12 protein-coding genes and 1 pseudogene are annotated in these 17,377 nt (G+C 50.8%); 8 read left to right on the top strand and 5 right to left on the bottom strand.

The annotated features are described in order from the left end of the window. The first annotated feature begins 120 nt into the window (after positions 1-120). From ACJJIT_RS04690 to bfr, 3 genes are all read left to right on the top strand, one after another. Positions 121-363 (top strand): bacterioferritin-associated ferredoxin, encoded by a 243-nt coding sequence (locus tag ACJJIT_RS04690; RefSeq protein WP_435583619.1) that lies wholly within the window; start codon positions 121-123, stop codon positions 361-363. A 149-nt stretch (positions 364-512) separates the two neighbouring features. Further along, positions 513-1,841 (top strand): DUF2254 domain-containing protein, encoded by a 1,329-nt coding sequence (locus ACJJIT_RS04685; protein ID WP_444900127.1) that lies wholly within the window; start codon positions 513-515, stop codon positions 1,839-1,841. A gap of 299 nt (positions 1,842-2,140) precedes the next feature. Beyond that, positions 2,141-2,632 (top strand): bacterioferritin, encoded by a 492-nt coding sequence (gene bfr, locus ACJJIT_RS04680; protein ID WP_252082861.1) that lies wholly within the window; start codon positions 2,141-2,143, stop codon positions 2,630-2,632. Between the two features lie 112 nt (positions 2,633-2,744). Here the strand turns inward: bfr and grxD are convergent, their stop codons facing one another. Then, positions 2,745-3,077: a Grx4 family monothiol glutaredoxin gene (gene grxD, locus ACJJIT_RS04675; protein ID WP_444884108.1), complete on the bottom strand. Its 333-nt coding sequence runs from the start codon at positions 3,075-3,077 to the stop codon at positions 2,745-2,747. 322 nt (positions 3,078-3,399) lie between these two features. Between grxD and ACJJIT_RS04670 the strand changes: the two genes are divergently transcribed. Then, positions 3,400-4,584, top strand: a complete 1,185-nt coding sequence (locus ACJJIT_RS04670; RefSeq protein WP_444900126.1) for an acetylornithine transaminase — start codon at positions 3,400-3,402, stop codon at positions 4,582-4,584. A 22-nt stretch (positions 4,585-4,606) separates the two neighbouring features. After that, a complete protein-coding gene (argF, locus tag ACJJIT_RS04665; protein WP_444900125.1) occupies positions 4,607-5,521 on the top strand; it encodes an ornithine carbamoyltransferase in 915 nt (304 codons plus the stop codon). Positions 5,522-6,050: 529 nt separating this feature from the next. Here the strand turns inward: argF and ACJJIT_RS04660 are convergent. Further along, complete coding sequence (locus ACJJIT_RS04660) at positions 6,051-6,305, bottom strand: hypothetical protein (protein ID WP_444884105.1); 255 nt, start codon at positions 6,303-6,305, stop codon at positions 6,051-6,053. A 39-nt stretch (positions 6,306-6,344) separates the two neighbouring features. Here ACJJIT_RS04660 and ACJJIT_RS04655 point away from each other — a divergent pair, with 39 nt between their 5' ends. The 3 genes and pseudogenes from ACJJIT_RS04655 to ACJJIT_RS04645 form a co-directional block, all read left to right on the top strand. Then, a complete protein-coding gene (locus ACJJIT_RS04655) occupies positions 6,345-9,284 on the top strand; it encodes a ribonucleoside-diphosphate reductase subunit alpha (protein WP_444900124.1) in 2,940 nt (979 codons plus the stop codon). Between the two features lie 451 nt (positions 9,285-9,735). Next, positions 9,736-10,983 carry a ribonucleotide-diphosphate reductase subunit beta gene (locus ACJJIT_RS04650; RefSeq protein WP_444889675.1) on the top strand — a complete coding sequence of 416 codons (1,248 nt, stop codon included), beginning with the start codon at positions 9,736-9,738 and terminating at the stop codon, positions 10,981-10,983. Positions 10,984-11,291: 308 nt separating this feature from the next. Next, positions 11,292-11,453 (top strand): annotated as a pseudogene (locus tag ACJJIT_RS04645) (ribonucleotide-diphosphate reductase subunit beta); the annotation flags it as partial. Between the two features lie 1,097 nt (positions 11,454-12,550). On the opposite strand, the gene ACJJIT_RS04640 reads toward ACJJIT_RS04645, so the two are convergent. The 3 genes from ACJJIT_RS04640 to ACJJIT_RS04630 form a co-directional block, all read right to left on the bottom strand. Then, the gene (locus tag ACJJIT_RS04640; RefSeq protein WP_444900890.1) at positions 12,551-13,285 is read right to left on the bottom strand and encodes an RHS repeat domain-containing protein; all 735 of its coding nucleotides are present in this window, start codon (positions 13,283-13,285) and stop codon (positions 12,551-12,553) included. Positions 13,286-13,776: 491 nt separating this feature from the next. After that, on the bottom strand, positions 13,777-15,264 hold the full coding sequence (locus tag ACJJIT_RS04635) for a hypothetical protein (protein WP_444900123.1): 1,488 nt from the start codon (positions 15,262-15,264) through the stop codon (positions 13,777-13,779). A 66-nt stretch (positions 15,265-15,330) separates the two neighbouring features. Continuing rightward, complete coding sequence (locus ACJJIT_RS04630) at positions 15,331-17,331, bottom strand: DUF6531 domain-containing protein (RefSeq protein WP_444900122.1); 2,001 nt, start codon at positions 17,329-17,331, stop codon at positions 15,331-15,333. Positions 17,332-17,377: the final 46 nt, after the last annotated feature.

The raw sequence follows: 17,377 nt of genomic DNA, 5'->3' as shown, positions 1-17,377 counted from the left end.
AATTAGGAAAAAACAACCGATAATTCGCATAAAAAAGAAACACAGAGGTCGCTTTTTAATCTTTCTGGAATCTTATTGACACTCATTCTCAATTGCAATAGGATTCACATCAGTCTAGTATTGAACAGAAATCGAGCAGAGCCCACCACGATGTATGTATGTATCTGTAAAGGTATAACCGACCGCCAAATCAAAGAGGCTGTCTACGATGGCTCCACATCAGTGAAGGCCTTAAGACGCCAGCTCGGAGTTTCTTCCCAGTGCGGTCGCTGCGCCGAGCAGACCAAGGAAATTATCAGTGAAACCCTGGGTACCGGAATGATTTCCTCTGCCACCAGCGGACTGTTTTACTCCGCCAGCTAAGCTCTCTTTTTGGCCGCCGCGCACGAATAGATTGCCATGAATGGCGGCCAGTTATACTTAAAGCCCTACCCCTGCAGCTTTCCCTAGACTTCTGGCAATCACACTCGGTGCGCTAAGCTGGGTGCACATCAATGTGCTCAGCTTTGCCCATGAAGAAGCACCTCTTACACTTCTATGAACGGCTTCGCTCCAGCTTTTGGAGTGTGCCACTCGTGATGATTCTGTCGGCGTTGCTGCTCGCCTACCTGATGCGTCAGCTGGACGCCCTTTTAAGCGCACTGCCTGTATTTGAAACAGGCCATATCGCCACTCTCGACTGGCTGCATATGACCGACGTTAACAGCGCACGCGCCTTGCTCTCGGTAATTGCCGGTTCAACTATTACAGTTGCCGGTACTGTATTCTCAATTACTGTGGTGGCCCTAACCCTTGCCTCCAACCAATTTGGCCCTCACCTGGTAAGAAACTTTATCCGCGATCGCAGTACCCAGGGGTCCCTCGGGATCTTTCTCTCAACTTATGTCTATGCACTGGTCACAATGCGCGGTATTGAGGGTAGCACTGGGGAAATCACTACCTATGGCTTTGCTATCCAAGTCGCTTTACTGCTCACTCTAATCAGCGTCGGCTACCTCGTTTATTTCATCCACAACGTGGCGCAATCCATCCAAGTGGATAACATCGCCCACCAGATCAACCTGGAATTCCACCAGGCAATAAACCGTGAATACCCAAGCTCAACAGAGCCCAAACGCGGCGAGCACTTCGATACTGAGCGCCTGGCACTGGGGCCTGGGTGGATCCCCTTACCCACTCCCCGCGGGGGCTATATACAAATCATCGATCGGGAAAAAATGATTGCCATTGCGGAAAAATTTAATTGCTGTGTGCAGGTCCATTGTCACCCAGGCTCCTATGTGCATCACTGGGGACACATCGGCAGAATTTATCAGGGCGACAACCCTGAAAAGATAATTCCACCACTGCAGTCCGCCCTACAAATTGGCGCATTGCCCACTGCCGAGCAGGACATTGTGTTTTCAGTGCGCCAGTTATCACAGATTGCAGTACGTGCACTATCCCCCGGTATTAATGATCCTTTCACAGCCTATTCATGTGTTGACCGCCTCATTGAGGGGCTGGGTACTGTGCTGCAAAGACCGGAACCTGCGAATTGTTTTACTGACTCCAGCGGAGCTTTACGCCTAATCAGCTGCAAATTGGAATTTGCTCAGCTGCTTGATGCTTCACTGGATGAAATCGTCGAACACGGCCGCGCCAATGGCGTTTTTATGCGCCACTTACTCAACGCATTGGAACATCTCGCCGAAGTTTGCCAAAGGGAAAAAGACAAGACTGCACTATTTAATTATCTGCAACGTCTGGCCAACGACAATAAAAACTTTATTAGGAGTGAAACCGATTCTACTGAAATTCAGCAAATAATATCTGCTATTCAAAAAAAGCTCGCCAGCTGACACTGCAACCTAAACAAGAATCATTTTCGTTGCTATTTTCGGCCAAATTCGTGTTAAAAACCGTGTTTTTTCTGCATTCCGCAGCTAACAACTTCTTCTTGACTTGCCGCAAATCGCAACGCAAACTCGGCCCGGATTGCAGCTATCACCCTAAAATAAATTGTGGGAAATCGGTCAGCTGCAGACATAAGTGACTAACACAATTTAGTGACTTTTTATTGCTACTTATTTCAAGTAACCAACAAATAGGAATTCTCTGAGGGTGTTATCTAGCTCGCAGGGCCACAGGAGCAAAAGCTATGAAAGGCGATCCCAAGGTTATCGAACATTTAAATAAAGTACTGGGCAATGAGCTGGTAGCTATCAACCAGTATTTTCTGCATGCGCGCATGTACGACAACTGGGGTTTAAAAGAGCTGGGCAAACAGGAATACCACGAATCCATCGATGAAATGAAACACGCCGATTGGCTGATCGAGCGTATCCTGTTCCTTGAGGGTATCCCCAATCTGCAGCACCTGGGCAAATTGATGATCGGTGAGAATACCGAGGAAATGCTCAAGTGCGACTTGAAGATTGAATCCAAAGCAATTCCCGATCTGCGCGAAGCCATCGCCTACTGTGAATCGGTACGCGATTACGGCAGCCGTGAATTACTGGAAAAAATTCTCGACTCCGAAGAAGAGCATGTCGACTGGCTGGAGACTCAGCTCGAACTGATTGACAAAGTGGGCATTCAAAACTACCTGCAAACTCAAATGGAAACTGCAGCCGGCCACTCTGGCAAATAATTAGAACAACCTTAACAGGTATAAAAAAACCGCAGTTTCAACTGCGGTTTTTTTATTCTCAACCATGTACTGCCGCTTTCACCAGGCAGATACATCGAAGCAAAAACGAAAATTAACCTTCGCCTTCACTCTCCGCCGATGCCTCATCGATCAGGGTTTTCAGCTCACCATTTTCATACATTTCCATAATGATGTCGCAACCGCCGACCAACTCACCCTTCACCCAAAGCTGAGGGAAAGTCGGCCAATTGGCATACTTGGGCAATTCAGCGCGAATATCTGGATTAGCCAGGATATCCACATAAGCAAAGCGCTTACCGCAGGCCATCATCGCCTGGGAGGCGCGCATGGAAAAGCCGCACTGGGGCGCGTTGGGGCTACCTTTCATGTAGAGCAGAATGTCGTTGTCAGCAATCTGCTGTTTGATGTTCTCCAGTGTATCCATAAGCGTGAGAAACCTCAGGTGGTGGAAGCAAATTTATTAACGTGTATCGCATCGGCACCCAGCCATTGCGCACGGTCGGCCATTGTACCTCAGCGCAGGGGGGAATAAGTACCCGCAGTAGTGCATAGCCAAAAAATGCGCACCACTCCCCAATGGCCCCATCCTTTACAAAGAGAAATCAAATAGATGGCCCACACGCCGCAAAGGCTGTGTTAGCATTAGTTCAACAATATAATTTGCAGATTAAAATACATCAAACAGAATTATCTGCGGAAATAGCTTCTATTAAACAAACCCAACGATTAAATAAGGAGGCGTCTCAGTGCCCCCCCACACACTGATGCACAACTATGGCGAAAGGACCCTGACCCTAGTCCGCGGCGAGGGAAACTACGTGTGGGATGATCGCGGCCACCGCTACCTGGACGCTATTTCCGGTATCGCCGTCTGCGGTCTTGGCCACTGTCACCCAAAAGTCACCGAAGCCCTACAGGAGCAAGCCAACACCCTGCTGCATGTATCCAACCTGTACAACATTCCTCCCCAACAGCAGTTGGCCGACCGGCTCGTATTCCTATCGGGTATGGATAATGTATTTTTCTCCAACTCCGGTGCTGAGGCCAATGAGGCCGCTATCAAGCTAGCGCGTAAACTCGGTAATGAGCGCGGGCTGGTGACACCGCAAATTGTGGTTATGGAGGGCGCTTTCCATGGGCGAACACTCGCCACGCTTACGGCAACAGGCAATGAAAAGGCACAACAGGGCTTCGCCCCCTTACCCGAGGGTTTTTTGCGGGTGCCTTTCAACGATGTGCAAGCCATTGAAAACCTGGCACAACAGCACAGCGATATCGTCGCCATACTGGTGGAACCAATACAAGGGGAAGGCGGTGTCCGCGTACCAGATACCGATTACCTAAAACAACTTCGTACACTCTGCGATCGACACGACTGGCTGTTAATGTTGGATGAGATCCAGACCGGCAACGGTCGCAGCGGCAGAATGTTTGCCTACCAGCACGCCGACATAGTGCCGGATGTATTAACCACCGCCAAAGGGCTCGGCAATGGTGTCCCTATCGGCGCCTGTCTCGCCCGCGGCAAGGCTGCCGGCCTTTTCACCGCTGGCAGCCACGGTTCGACCTTCGGCGGCAACCCTCTCGCTTGCCGTGCCGGTCTTGCCGTGCTGGAGACTCTTCAGGGCGAGTGGTTAATCGAGCGCGCAGAAAAACTGGGCGAACAATTACTACACTCCCTGCGCATGCGACTGGGCGATTGCCCTGAGGTTGTGGATATTCGCGGACAGGGTCTGATGATCGGTATTGAACTCAACCACCCTTGCGCTGAGCTGGTTGAGCGGGCTAGGGAGCAGGCGTTACTGATCAACGTCACCGCCGGCAATGTGGTGCGGCTACTGCCTCCACTCACCCTTACTGACGAGGAGTGCCAGCAACTGGCCGACGATGTCAGCACTCTGATTCAACAATTTACCCCGCAGGCAGTCTGAAGCACTCAAAGGAGAACAATTTATGGCGACCAGGCATTTCCTCACCTTAATGGATCTCTCCGCAGAGGAGCTAAAACAAATTACCGAACGCGCTATCGAATTAAAAACCCTGCGCAACCAGGGCATTACCACTGACCTTTTTCGCGGCAAAGTGCTGGGAATGATTTTTGAAAAGTCTTCCACTCGCACCCGTGTCTCTTTTGAAGCAGGCATGGCGCAGATGGGTGGCAGCGCCCTGTTTCTGTCACCGCGCGACACCCAACTAGGGCGCGGCGAGCCTATCGAAGACAGCGCTCGGGTGATCTCACGCATGGTCGACATAGTAATGATCCGCACCTTCGGCCATCAAAATGTGGAGCGCTTCGCAGCCCACTCACGGGTGCCCGTAATCAATGCTTTATCTGACAGTTACCACCCCTGCCAGTTACTCGCCGATATCCAGACTTTCGTCGAACACCGCGGCAGCCCCGCGGGCAAAGTGGTGGCCTGGGTGGGCGACGGCAACAATATGTGCCACTCCTATATCAATGCGGCGCGGCTTTGCGACTTTGAACTACGTATCTCTTGCCCCCAAGGATATGCTCCAGATGCCGATATTGTCGCTGCCGCCGGCGATCGGGTAAAAGTTGTGCATAACCCTGTGGAGGCCGTGCGCGATGCCGACTGGGTCAGTACCGATGTGTGGGCTTCCATGGGCCAGGAGACAGAACAACAAGCCCGCAGAGAAGCCTTCGACCGCTATCAAGTGAATCACGAGCTGATGAGCCACGCCAACGAAGACGCAATTTTCATGCATTGTCTGCCAGCGCACCGCGGTGAGGAAGTCAGCGCCGAATTACTGGAGGACGAGCGTATTTCCAAGGTGTGGGACGAGGCGGAAAATCGCCTACATGCACAGAAAGCACTCATGGAGTTTTTACAGGAGCACAGCCAGTAAGGTTTTATTATGCGTCGGTCGATGGCGTTATTTACAACCTGTCGACTGGCCCATCCTCCGCCCTACCACCCCTCCACCAACTGACATCCGTATAAAAAACGACCACGCACTTTTTTCGTGGCATCAAAATACAGGTTCAGACGAAACAATACGGATGAACAAATAATAACCAGGCATGTTGCAACAAAAAAATCACGCCACAAAACTGATCATCTTAGTACCAACTTGCTCAAATTGCGCACATTCGCAAATGGTTATTGCCGTTGTTAATTTAGAACGCCCCGGCTATTAAAAAAAATTGTAAGAGCTTGTATTACCCTTCTCCCTTCACTGATAAATGCCATGCAGCCCAGCTGTGGCGGGACCTGCCGCAGAAGTGGCTACTGACTCAACACGCCTACCCACAATTTATCCACAAACAACCACAAAGTTATTCGGCTTGAACTGACCCGCCTACCGCATTATCTTGTAGCGCGCTCGAGGCATACCCCCTATATATTGGGGTAAGGGACCTTGAGCATCCCCAAATCTAGGGGCGAATCCCGGCACTCCGCCACACTTTTTGGCGGCCGGTGCCAGACGCTGCTTTTTTCAAAGCAGAATCAGAGGTAAGCGGGCGGAAAGGAATGATCCGCCACAGGCAGCAGCCGGCAAAGCTTAATTGAATGCCGGCCACCGAGCCGCCTGTTTCCAGTGCCTTCACGGTGTGGGAGGAATCACTGGCCAAGCGATGGACTCGCTCCGCACATGCCACGCAGTCCAGTGGCGCTGTTCTGGTGAACACACGCGGACAGACAACAATACAAACCTTTCGGAGATTTACATGCACACAGAGACAGGGCGCTCTCAAACCGTGCCTGCGGCAAAATCAGGCACAACCAGCGACCAGGCTACTGACGGCACCACTCTGGCCGCCACCGCACCGGGCCAGATCCGCGTCATCAAGCGCAATGGTACCGTTGTCCCCTACGACGATGGCAAAATTTCCGTTGCCGTTACCAAGGCCTTTCTCGCTGTTGAAGGCGGCACCGCCGCTGCGTCCAGCCGTGTACACGAGCAAGTCGAGGAGCTGGTTGGCCAGATCAGCGCCACCTTTAAGCGTCGCATGCCCTCTGGCGGCACTATCCATATCGAGGAAATTCAGGACCAGGTGGAACTGGCCCTGATGCGCGCCGGTGAACACAAGGTTGCCCGCGACTACGTACTCTACCGCGAAGAGCACGCACGCCTGCGCGCGGAAAAAGAAAAAAGTGCCAGTCAAACCGAACAGGCTGTCGATGCGCACCCCAGCATCCGCGTTAAACTCGACGACGACAGCCTCGTTCCCCTGGATATGGAGCGCCTACGCACTGTTGTCAGCGAAGCCTGTGAAGGTCTGAAAGACGTTAACGCCGAGGCCATCCTCAGCGAGGCCCTGAAGAACCTTTACGACGGCGTCTCCGAAAACGATATCAATACCGCCCTGGTAATTACTGCGCGTACTCTGGTTGAGAAAGAGCCAAATTACACTTACGCCACAGCCAGCCTACTGCTGGACAAGCTGCGCTCCGAAGCCCTGCGCTTCCTCGATATCGCCGAGCGCGCCACCCAGCACGAGATGGAAAAACTCTACGCTTCCACTCTGCCCGCTTACGTGAAAAAGGGTATCGAGCTGGACCTGCTGGACCCAGCCCTGGCCACCTTCGACCTGGAAAAACTCGGCGAAGCTTTAAAAGGCGAACGCGATCACCAGTTTACCTACCTGGGCCTGCAGACCCTGTACGACCGCTACTTCCTGCACAGTGATGATATTCGTTTCGAGCTGCCGCAGATTTTCTTTATGCGCGTCGCCATGGGCCTCAGCATTAACGAAGAAAACAAGAACGAGCGCGCGGTAGAGTTCTACAACCTGTTGAGCTCTTTCGACTACATGAGCTCCACCCCGACCCTGTTCAACGCCGGCACCCTGCGTCCGCAGCTATCCTCCTGCTACCTGACTACAGTACCGGACGACCTGCACGGTATTTACGGCGCAATCCGCGACAACGCCATGCTGTCCAAGTGGGCCGGCGGTCTCGGCAACGACTGGACGCCAGTGCGCTCCCTGGGTTCCTATATCAAAGGCACCAACGGCAAGTCCCAAGGTGTTGTGCCCTTCCTGAAAGTGGCCAACGACACCGCAGTAGCCGTCAACCAGGGCGGTAAGCGCAAGGGCGCTGTGTGTGCCTACCTGGAAACCTGGCACCTGGATATCGAGGAATTCCTCGAGCTGCGCAAAAACACCGGTGACGACCGCCGCCGCACCCACGATATGAACACCGCCAACTGGGTCCCCGATCTGTTTATGAAGCGCGTGTTCGAAGACAAAGAGTGGACCCTCTTCTCCCCGGCCGATTGCCCGGACCTGCACGACCTGTTCGGCACCGCATTCGAAGAGCGCTACAACCACTACGAGCAACTGGCTGCCGAAGGCAAGCTGCGCCTGTTCAAGAAAATCCGCGCTCTCGACCTGTGGCGCAAGATGCTGGGCATGCTGTTCGAAACCGGCCACCCCTGGATCACCTTTAAAGACAGCTGCAACCTGCGCAGCCCGCAACAGCACGCCGGTGTGGTACACAGCTCCAACCTGTGCACCGAGATCACGCTCAACACCAAGGCCGACGACGAAATCGCCGTATGTAACCTGGGCTCTGTCAACCTGGCTCAACACATCACTGACAACGGTGAACTCGACCGCACCAAACTGGCTAATACCGTAAAAACCGCGGTACGTATGCTCGATAACGTTATCGACATTAACTACTACGCGGTTGAAAGTGCACGTCAGTCCAACATGCGTCACCGCCCTGTGGGCATGGGCCTGATGGGCTTCCAGGACGCGCTGTACAAAGCCGGCATCGCCTACGCCAGCGATGAAGCCGTCGCCTTCGCCGACAACACCATGGAAGCGATTAGCTTCGAAGCCATCTCCGCTTCCAGCGACCTGGCTGCTGAGCGCGGCAAGTACCAGACTTACGAAGGCTCCCTGTGGAGCAAAGGTGTTCTGCCACTGGATTCCATCCAGATCCTGGCTGAGCAGCGCGGCCAGCAATTTATCGATCAGGACACCAGCTCCACTCTGGACTGGAACGGCCTGCGCGAAAAAGTAAAAGCCCAGGGTATGCGCAACTCCAACGTGATGGCGATCGCCCCTACCGCGACCATTGCCAATATCACCGGGGTTTCCCAGTCGATCGAACCGACTTATCAAAACCTGTATGTGAAATCGAACCTGTCCGGCGAATTCACCGTAGTAAACCCCTACCTGGTACACGATCTGAAAGATCGCGGCCTGTGGGACCAGGTCATGGTTAACGACCTGAAATACTACGAGGGTTCTGTACAGAAAATCGATCGCGTACCAGAAGACCTGAAAGCAAAATACCGCACCGCGTTTGAAGTGGAACCGCGTTGGATTGTGGATGCCGCCAGCCGTCGCCAGAAGTGGATCGACCAGGCCCAATCCCTGAACCTGTATATTGCCGGCGCTGATGGCAAGAAGCTGGACCTGACCTATCGCATGGCTTGGTTCCGCGGCCTGAAGACCACTTACTACCTGCGCGCCCTGGCTGCCACTACCACAGAGAAATCCACTGTAAACAGCGGCACCCTGAACGCGGTAAGCGCACACGGCAGCAGCAATGGTGCCGCCGCCGCAGCGCCTGTAGAACAGGCTGCACCCGCACCGGCTGCAGTGCCGCAGGCTTGCTCTCTGGACGACCCAGACTGCGAAGCCTGTCAGTAAAAATTTGGCCCCTCCTGGGGCCTGTACTCACTCTCGGGGGAGAGCGTCGTAACCGCAAGTGCGGGCATGACCATGCGCAACGACCCCGGCCCACCCGGCTGCAAAAACCGGGAAGAATTTTCGGGCCGGGGATCGTCTGCGTTTTTTCCCAACTGCGTTTTCAGTAACCCGTACAAACTGTGCGGCGCATGAAAACTACGAAGAAACTTTGCCATAAACCTCACAGCCGTGCGGTGAAAACCCAAAAATAAATTTTGGCTAAAAGCAAAGTGATAATTGATCTGGCACAGAAACTTTGTGCCCCGCTGGGGTAAAAATACCTGCAGCGATTGACCACTGCCGGAAAATTCCGGAATAGCACCCCTGGCCTCGCTCTGCGAATGTAGCGCCAGGAAGAACACAGAAATTAATATCGAATTTTTGATAACGAGACCGATTAAAAGGGCCGACTATGCTGAGCTGGGACGATTTCGAGACAAAGCCCCAACAACCCGAAAAAGCCGTTAAGGCGCAGACCGCAGCGGAGCCCCAGGCGAAATCCGTACAAGAGCCCAGCGCTTCTTACTCTGCGGAAGCTCCAGCGAGCTCCACCACAAAAAATGGCTCCGCCGCTGTTGAAGCTGCACGTGCAGCCGTTGCCAGCCTGGACCCAGCGCCCGGCCTGGAAGAACTGGAAATGGGCGCAGCCCGCATCCAGGTGGATGAAAAGCGCATTATTAATTGCCGCGCCGACCTCAACCAGCTGGTCCCCTTTAAATACGACTGGGCCTGGCAAAAATACCTGGATGGCTGCGCCAACCACTGGATGCCCCAGGAAATCAACATGAACAAAGACGTGTCCATGTGGAAAGACCCCAACGGTCTGACCGAGGACGAGCGTCGCATCGTAGAATACTCCCTGGGTTATTTCTCCACCGCAGACTCCCTGGTTGCCAACAACCTGGTACTGGCGATCTACCGTCATATCACCAACCCAGAGTGCCGCCAGTACCTGCTGCGCCAGTCTTTTGAAGAAGCCATCCACACCCACGCCTACCAGTACTGTGTAGAATCCCTGGGCATGGATGAAGGCGAAGTCTTCAATATGTACCGCGAAGTACCCGCCGTTGCCAAAAAGGCGGCCTGGAGCCTGTCCCACACTCAGGCCATTGGCGATCCCAACTTCAAAACCGGCACCGTTGAATCCGACCAGGAGCTGCTGCGCAACCTGATCGCCTTCTATGCCGTCACCGAAGGTATCTTCTTCTACTGTGGTTTCAGCCAGATCCTGTCCATGGGCCGCCGCAACAAAATGACCGGTGTTGCCGAGCAGTTCCAGTACATCCTGCGCGACGAGTCTATGCACCTGAACTTCGGCATCGACGTGATCAACCAGATCAAGCTGGAAAACCCACACCTGTGGACGGCGGAATTCCAGCAGGAAGTGACCCAGATGATTCTCGAAGGTATGGAACTCGAAGTGGCCTACGCCCGCGACACCATGCCCCGCGGCGTACTCGGCATGAATGCGAATATGATGGAGGAATACCTCCAGTTTATCGCCAACCGCCGCCTCAGCCAGCTGGGTCTGAAAGAGCAATTCCCAGGCGCACAGAACCCATTCCCGTGGATGTCTGAGATTATGGACCTGCGCAAAGAGAAAAACTTCTTTGAAACCCGCGTTATCGAATATCAAACCGGCGGCGCACTACAGTGGTAAGAGAGGCTTCCGGCCAGTGAATTACTACAAAAGGAAAAAGTAGTCGCTCACAGGAAGAGAAGTATTGAAAACGGGCTTTCAGCCCGTTTTTTTTATTTAAATTCTGAATAGTTAAAACAGAAGCGTAAAAAGGCTTTCCTTGCCTTTCCACAGGCCCCCACCAAACTCAACACTCATTGCAATACACCCTGCCCCCTCGGAGTCTATTTTTAGTGGAGCCTGCTAAATCCCGGATAATGAGTGACTCATTAACGTTTTAGCAGAGCGAGGCCCCTCTCCCTCACTCATCAAGCAGCTTCTTCCAGCGCATTGCTAACCGTCGCTTCAGCCAGCAGGGCCCCAAAGAAAAATTCCCTGGCGCACAGAACCCATTCCCGTGGATGTCTGAGGTTGTGGACCTGCGCAAAAAGAAAAAATTTTTTGAAACCCGCATTATCGAATATCAGAGCGACGGCGCGCTGCAGTGGTAAGTGGCTGTAAGTCACAGCATTAAGTGACTCAAATCACACCATCTGGTGACTTTGAGAATATTTCTTATTTGCTGAGCTCGGCGTAACGAAATACATATAGAGAAGGTTATAGATACCAATAATGAGGTTTCGCTCATGTGGAACCTCCCCCAACAGGCTGTAGCAATGAAATTACTACAAAAAGAGCCACTCACAGGATGTTTTGTATTGAAGCGAGTATTATGCCCGCTTTTTTATGCACAAACGAGGAAGAGCGGAAGATCGTCAAAACGCTGCTGGAAAGTCTGATTCTCAAGCACAACGCCCGGCGGGCCTTTGCGGATGATTTGAAGGCGAGACGCCAGTAAAAGTAAAAGCCCAGTACTTGGCTGGGCTTTGAGGTGTTAATACAGAACGATCAAGACAGACCTTTTCGATTACACCTTTAATCAGCCCTAGTGTTTCTCCTTACCAATGGCGATTTTGCATTCCTCGACTATATGCGACTTGATTTGGGAATTTATGCGAGGATAAAGTGGATTTCTGCAATTAAGGTCTAACAGAAAAAGCCCCAGTCAAGAACTGGGGCTTTTGAAGACATGGGCTGGCATCAGCCCGCTTTCAAATTACTTGAAGTTCCCTAGTTTTTGGAGAGCGTGCTAATCCCCCCTTAATAAGTAACTAATTAGTATCCGCTTGAACTGAAATTGGTTCGCCCAGCTGTTGTAATCTGGAGCGACGGCTCATCGTCCAATATTTGGCCAAGAGCCCTTTCTTATCATCAGGTTTTTCTAACTAGTAATAGACTATCACGAATAAAATTACCTAATTCATTCTCACTCAAACTCGTGCAAAAATACCCCAAAAAAAGTAATTAAACCAGTTTGAAACAGAAGTATGAAAAACAAGATTTTCATCTTGCTTACATGCTTCAAAAAACCAAACTGATCAACCATTAGTTTCGAGTATATATATCCAATTATCCAGACAAACACGATTAAAGCTAAAATCCACCAACCCCCATTAAACTGAGTGCTCGCCAATGCTACAGCGATATAGGAGGGCAGCATGACTATTCCAGAGAACCACCACTTTGAATAAATAGACATAATCAACCTTCAATTATTTAGCCCCTTTACACACAGACCAAGATCATGATGCCAATCCGATAAGCCATCCCCATCTTTATCACATGTTAACGTCTGACATGCCCCTGGCTCAGAATAGAAAAGTGCACCCAATCCAAAACCAATTGGATTTGCCCTTATGAGTCCTGTAGCAGGATCGACCTTAAGTAACTTCCCCGTCAGTTTTCCAAGGGCTCTACTAGCCGCTTGATTCGCCATTTTATCTTTCCATGTACGAGTTGCTTCTGTAGGCTCACTAATGTAACTACCAGTACGTCCGGACCTGCCACTTTGATCGGTTGGTCCAACACGATTAAGTTTATCGCCAATTACTCCTTCTAACCCCCAGTAATCTACAAAAATAATAGGATTGCTAGTAACATACTCAAATGTGTTAATTCCAGCATTTAAACCAATCGGATCACTCTGCAAATAACGCCCATTACTCGCATCATAATCCCTGAAGTAGTTATAGTATTGCGGAGCCTCAGCGCCTTTAATCTGCCCAGGGAATCGCAGGTTCACTAGGGTCTGATTCGTGTCCCCATCCGCATCAGCATTAGGCTCGGATTTCCCAAACGCATCACTGTCCCAACGCCATACAATCGCTTCACTCTCATTGGTAGCAATACGAGGGGTATTGAGGTGATCGGTGTGAAGATAGGTCAGTGCTGTGCTCTGCACCTGCCCTTCGTTGTAAGTGGTTTTTACCTGGGCAACAGGCATGTTATCAACGTAGATATAATCCACCTGACTCTGGATGGCACTGCCATCGGTAGTCATATTGGTTTCACTCAGATATTGGCCACTTAAGTCGTAATGCAGCAGGTTGTCTTCCGCTTTGTCGGTACGCACTCTTTGGCCGAGGGCGTTGTAGTAGTAGGTACCTTTGAGTGTGCCGTCTTCGCTATAGGTTTTGAGGCGGTTGGCATGGTTGTAGGTATAAAGCTTACTGCCATCCTCACTACTGATCGTGTTGCCGACCTCGTCGGTAACCCAGACTTTGCCAGCTTTGTTGGTCAGGCGATTGGAGTTGGCTTCATAGTTGTAGACGGTACTGCTCTGGGTATTCTCAGTATCCTTCTCATCTTTTTGCGTGCGGTTGCCAACCGGGTCGTAGTGGTAGCGATTCTCCCCTTCGACAAACCCTTCGTCGGTGAGGCGGTTAAGTTTGTCGTAGATAAAACCCCGGTCTTTGGCATTGTCCAGGTTGTCGGCTATACCGGTGATATTGTTGGCGAAGTCGTAGGTATAGAACTCGGAGCGGATAGTGCCGATACCGGAGGCGCTAACGGTTTCCAGGCGGCCATCCAGGTCGTAGCTATAGCGTTGGGTAATGCCATTGCCGTAATCCATGGAGCTAATCCGCCGAAGGGCTGGTATTGGATATTGCTGACCAGTGTGTGTGCGCTGGCTTGGCTATTTTCCTTTGAAGTAACAGCTGAGATACGGCCCAGGGCATCGCGGCTGTAGCTAACGATGCGGCCGGAGGGATAGGTAATACTGCTGATACGGCCAAGGCTGTCGTAGCCGTACTGGGTACTGAAGTTCCAGCTGGCAATGATATCGTCCTGCCGGGTAATTCGGCCCAGGTCATCGTAAGTGAGCGCAGTGGAGCCCGCATCGTTACTATAGCCGGTGAGTTGCCCTATCCCTTTATTGCCACCGTCGATGCTGTCATAAGTGAAAATGGCATTTTCACTGCTATTGCCTGGGTAGCTAATCGCCGTGAGGCGGTTAAGGGCGTCGTAGCTGTAGTTGGCGGTAATACCACGGGCATCGGTGCGTACCTTGAGGTTGCCAGCTTCATCGTAATCGAAAGTGGTAATGCCGGTATCGGGGCTGGTCAGGTTAAGCAGGTTGCCGGCAAAGTCGTATTGGTAAGTCGTCTTATTGCCACGCTGATCAGTGACCGAGGTGATGCGGTCGGCACTGTCGTAGGTGTACTTGATCTGATTGTTATCGGCATCGGTGACCGTTTCGACCCGGCCCAGGGCATCGCGGGCTTCACCGGTACTGTTTTGATTGCCGTCTGTGGTGGATATACGCTTACCGTTTTTATCGTAGGCAATAGAGGTGTTCTGGCCGTTATTGCCATCGACATCGATCAGGCGACTTAGCTCATCGTAACTGCGGCTGACGGAACGCACCAGCGTTGTGCCATCGGCAGCAAATACCTTCTCTTCTTTGATATTACCGGCGGCATCCAGGGTGTACTCCACCCGCTCTCCCAGGGAGTTTTCTGTCGCGGTTAAACGCCGCGCGGCATCGTACTCAAAGGTAACGCTGGAGCCATCTGGATAGGCAATATTGGTAACCTGGCCCACAGGATCATAGGTATAGGTAGTGACCAAATCACCGGAGGCGGCTTTAACCGTCGTAGTTTTTAACCAACCACGCGCCGTATAGGTAAAGTGCGTTTGTACACCATTTGCATTCTGCGCTTTTAAAGGACGACCAGCCGTATCGTACTCCAGGATAGATTCCAAGTGACCTAAAGCATTAGTGGTTGTTGCTAGGCGATTATTACCATCGTAGGTATAAGTGGTGACATCGGTAACATCCGTACGCGGACCATCCGCCGTCTCCATCTTGCCCGCAGTGGTGTAGGTATAGGACCAGTTTTGCTCGGTAATCGCCGCATGGGTGCCATGGGCCACCAATAAGCTAAAAGCCCCCGCAAGAATAGACTTGCTAAAATACATATCAATTCCTTCGAACTTTCTTTTTCGTAAGTTGGTTTTGTTTAAAATTAGTGTAAACCGTTCTTATTAAGAACCTTCTATTGGCGTGACTTTCTTACTGAGTAGATGACCTTCGGGATCATAGCTGTACTCAGTAATAGCCTCGGGAGTAGTGACCTTTTTAGGTAGATTGAGGGTCTCATGCCACTCGGTAGTTATTAGCTTGGCTTCGGGGGTTCCAGCGGCTTCCGTGCGAGTCAATTCACGCCCTAGGTTGTCTCGGGTATAAGTAGTTTTATTGCCATCCCAGTCCGTTTCACTAGCTACAAACCCATTAGCATCGTAGGTATAAGCCTTATTTGCTGCGGCACAATTAGCGGATGCTTCTCCGTCTACTGATTTTATACGCTTTACCCCATTCACTTCGGAATAGCTATAGGTGGTCTTCTTGCCGAGAGCATTGGTAAGGCGACGAGTATTCTCATCGATATATTCCACATCCACAGATTCTGCACCGCCGTTGTGCTCTGTACGAATTGCCCGGCCTAGATCGTCATAAGCAAAAGTGCTGTAAATTTTTCCAGCCTCATCGGTAACCCCGGTTAAGGCATTAGGGAAGCGACTGTCTTCATAGCGGAAAGTACGTTGAGGGTTATCGCTGCCAGGGAAAGTAATAGACTGTAGCAAGCCATTTTCCGTGTAGGCAAACTTGTAGACAGACCCATTATTGCGTGTAATCTGGGTTACTTTGCCATCGATCCAGGTAAGAGCAACGCTATTGCCATTGTCATCGGCAATAGAGGATTGATAAACACCATTATCATCATAGGTATAGCTAATGCCCTGTCCCTGCTGATTTTCTATACGAAGAATACGGCCAGCAGTATCATAGGTTTCTATGCGGGCATTTGCCTGAAGCTTCCAGCCGGAATACTCATTACTTTCATCTAATATTTTTGTTACCTGCCAATCCCTATTGGCCTCCGCTACAAAACTGCCATTCTCATTTTCAAAGTGAAGATCATTTCCATTTGGACGGTATGCAATCATTCGCTCTGTTTTACCATCAGGCAATGTATAGTAGGCAAGAAAGTAGCTGTGATTATGGCGCCAGTGATCTTTGGCGCTCCCGGTATATTCGGTGTTTATTCCTCTATCAAGCGGCAGCGCAAACGTAATAGCTTTCTGCTTCAGTGAAATAGGATCTTCAATATGTGTGACCTTCGAACCTGTATAGTACTTGCTTATGGAATAACCAGCACCTGACTTAATCTGATTACCAAAGCTGTTGTAGAGCCAAGAAAAGGTCAGAGGGAAATCACCCGTCAAGGAAAATACTGACTCCCTTTGTAATTTTTGACCATTAAGAAAATTGATCGGATTACCTGCCAAATTACCACAGCTTTGAGGTTCTGGAGGAGCTACACAATCACGAACTTTATCTGACCAAGGCTTATCTACTGGGCACTCTTTAATACAATGAGACCCATTCCATGTGGTAGGCATTTCACACTTGGGCTCTTCATTGGAGTAGTAATAGTAATAATCCGTTGTATGATACATCCACTCAAGACAAGAACCACCCGCCGACCGAATGACATCAGCACCCTCACCAGTATTAGCATGCTCTCGTATTCGATAAGAATGATAATTATAACCTGTCTCCCTATCTAACCCGGTCGTACAAATAAAACCATTACCCGCGGCCGCACTACAGGCCTCTCCAGCAGCTTCATACGAGCTATAATATCCTTCAGTCTTCTCAGTGCAACTTTGCCACTCAGAGAGATCCCATTTATAATAATAGAAATATCTAGTCTCTGTTCTTGAAGAAGATCCACAACGTCCTCCAGCCGATACCGGCTCCAAAATCTCCCCTGATCTTTCTTCTATACGCGCATAAGCATGGTAGTTAAGCCCTGAGTCATTATCCAGCCCGGTGGTACAATTAAAGCCACCTCCTGCATCACCCTCACAAGCCTGCTCAGCCGCCTTGTAACTTGAGAAAAAACCCCTGTCGATGTTGTGGCACTTTGCCATAACAATAGAAGTTGAAAAGAATAACAAAAACCCAAAAAAATAATGCATGAATACAGCTCTTAATTAGCTTATAAAGATATAGATTTAAACTTGA

The organism is Microbulbifer mixtoriginis (SeqCode) (assembly GCF_052467515.1).
The sequence above is the reverse complement of the archived record's forward strand: the minus strand, read 5'-3'. Positions and strand labels throughout refer to the sequence as shown.

Bases quoted from the DNA above. Each gene is read 5' to 3' on its own strand.
- ACJJIT_RS04640 (WP_444900890.1), bottom strand. From the start codon at position 13,285: ATGCCTGTTGCCCAGGTAAAAACCACTTACAACGAAGGGCAGGTGCAG.
- argF (WP_444900125.1), top strand. From the start codon at position 4,607: ATGGCGACCAGGCATTTCCTCACCTTAATGGATCTCTCCGCAGAGGAG.
- ACJJIT_RS04685 (WP_444900127.1), top strand. From the start codon at position 513: ATGAAGAAGCACCTCTTACACTTCTATGAACGGCTTCGCTCCAGCTTT.
- ACJJIT_RS04650 (WP_444889675.1), top strand. From the start codon at position 9,736: ATGCTGAGCTGGGACGATTTCGAGACAAAGCCCCAACAACCCGAAAAA.
- bfr (WP_252082861.1), top strand. From the start codon at position 2,141: ATGAAAGGCGATCCCAAGGTTATCGAACATTTAAATAAAGTACTGGGC.
- ACJJIT_RS04655 (WP_444900124.1), top strand. From the start codon at position 6,345: ATGCACACAGAGACAGGGCGCTCTCAAACCGTGCCTGCGGCAAAATCA.
- ACJJIT_RS04635 (WP_444900123.1), bottom strand. From the start codon at position 15,264: ATGTATTTTAGCAAGTCTATTCTTGCGGGGGCTTTTAGCTTATTGGTG.
- grxD (WP_444884108.1), bottom strand. From the start codon at position 3,077: ATGGATACACTGGAGAACATCAAACAGCAGATTGCTGACAACGACATT.
- ACJJIT_RS04630 (WP_444900122.1), bottom strand. From the start codon at position 17,331: ATGCATTATTTTTTTGGGTTTTTGTTATTCTTTTCAACTTCTATTGTT.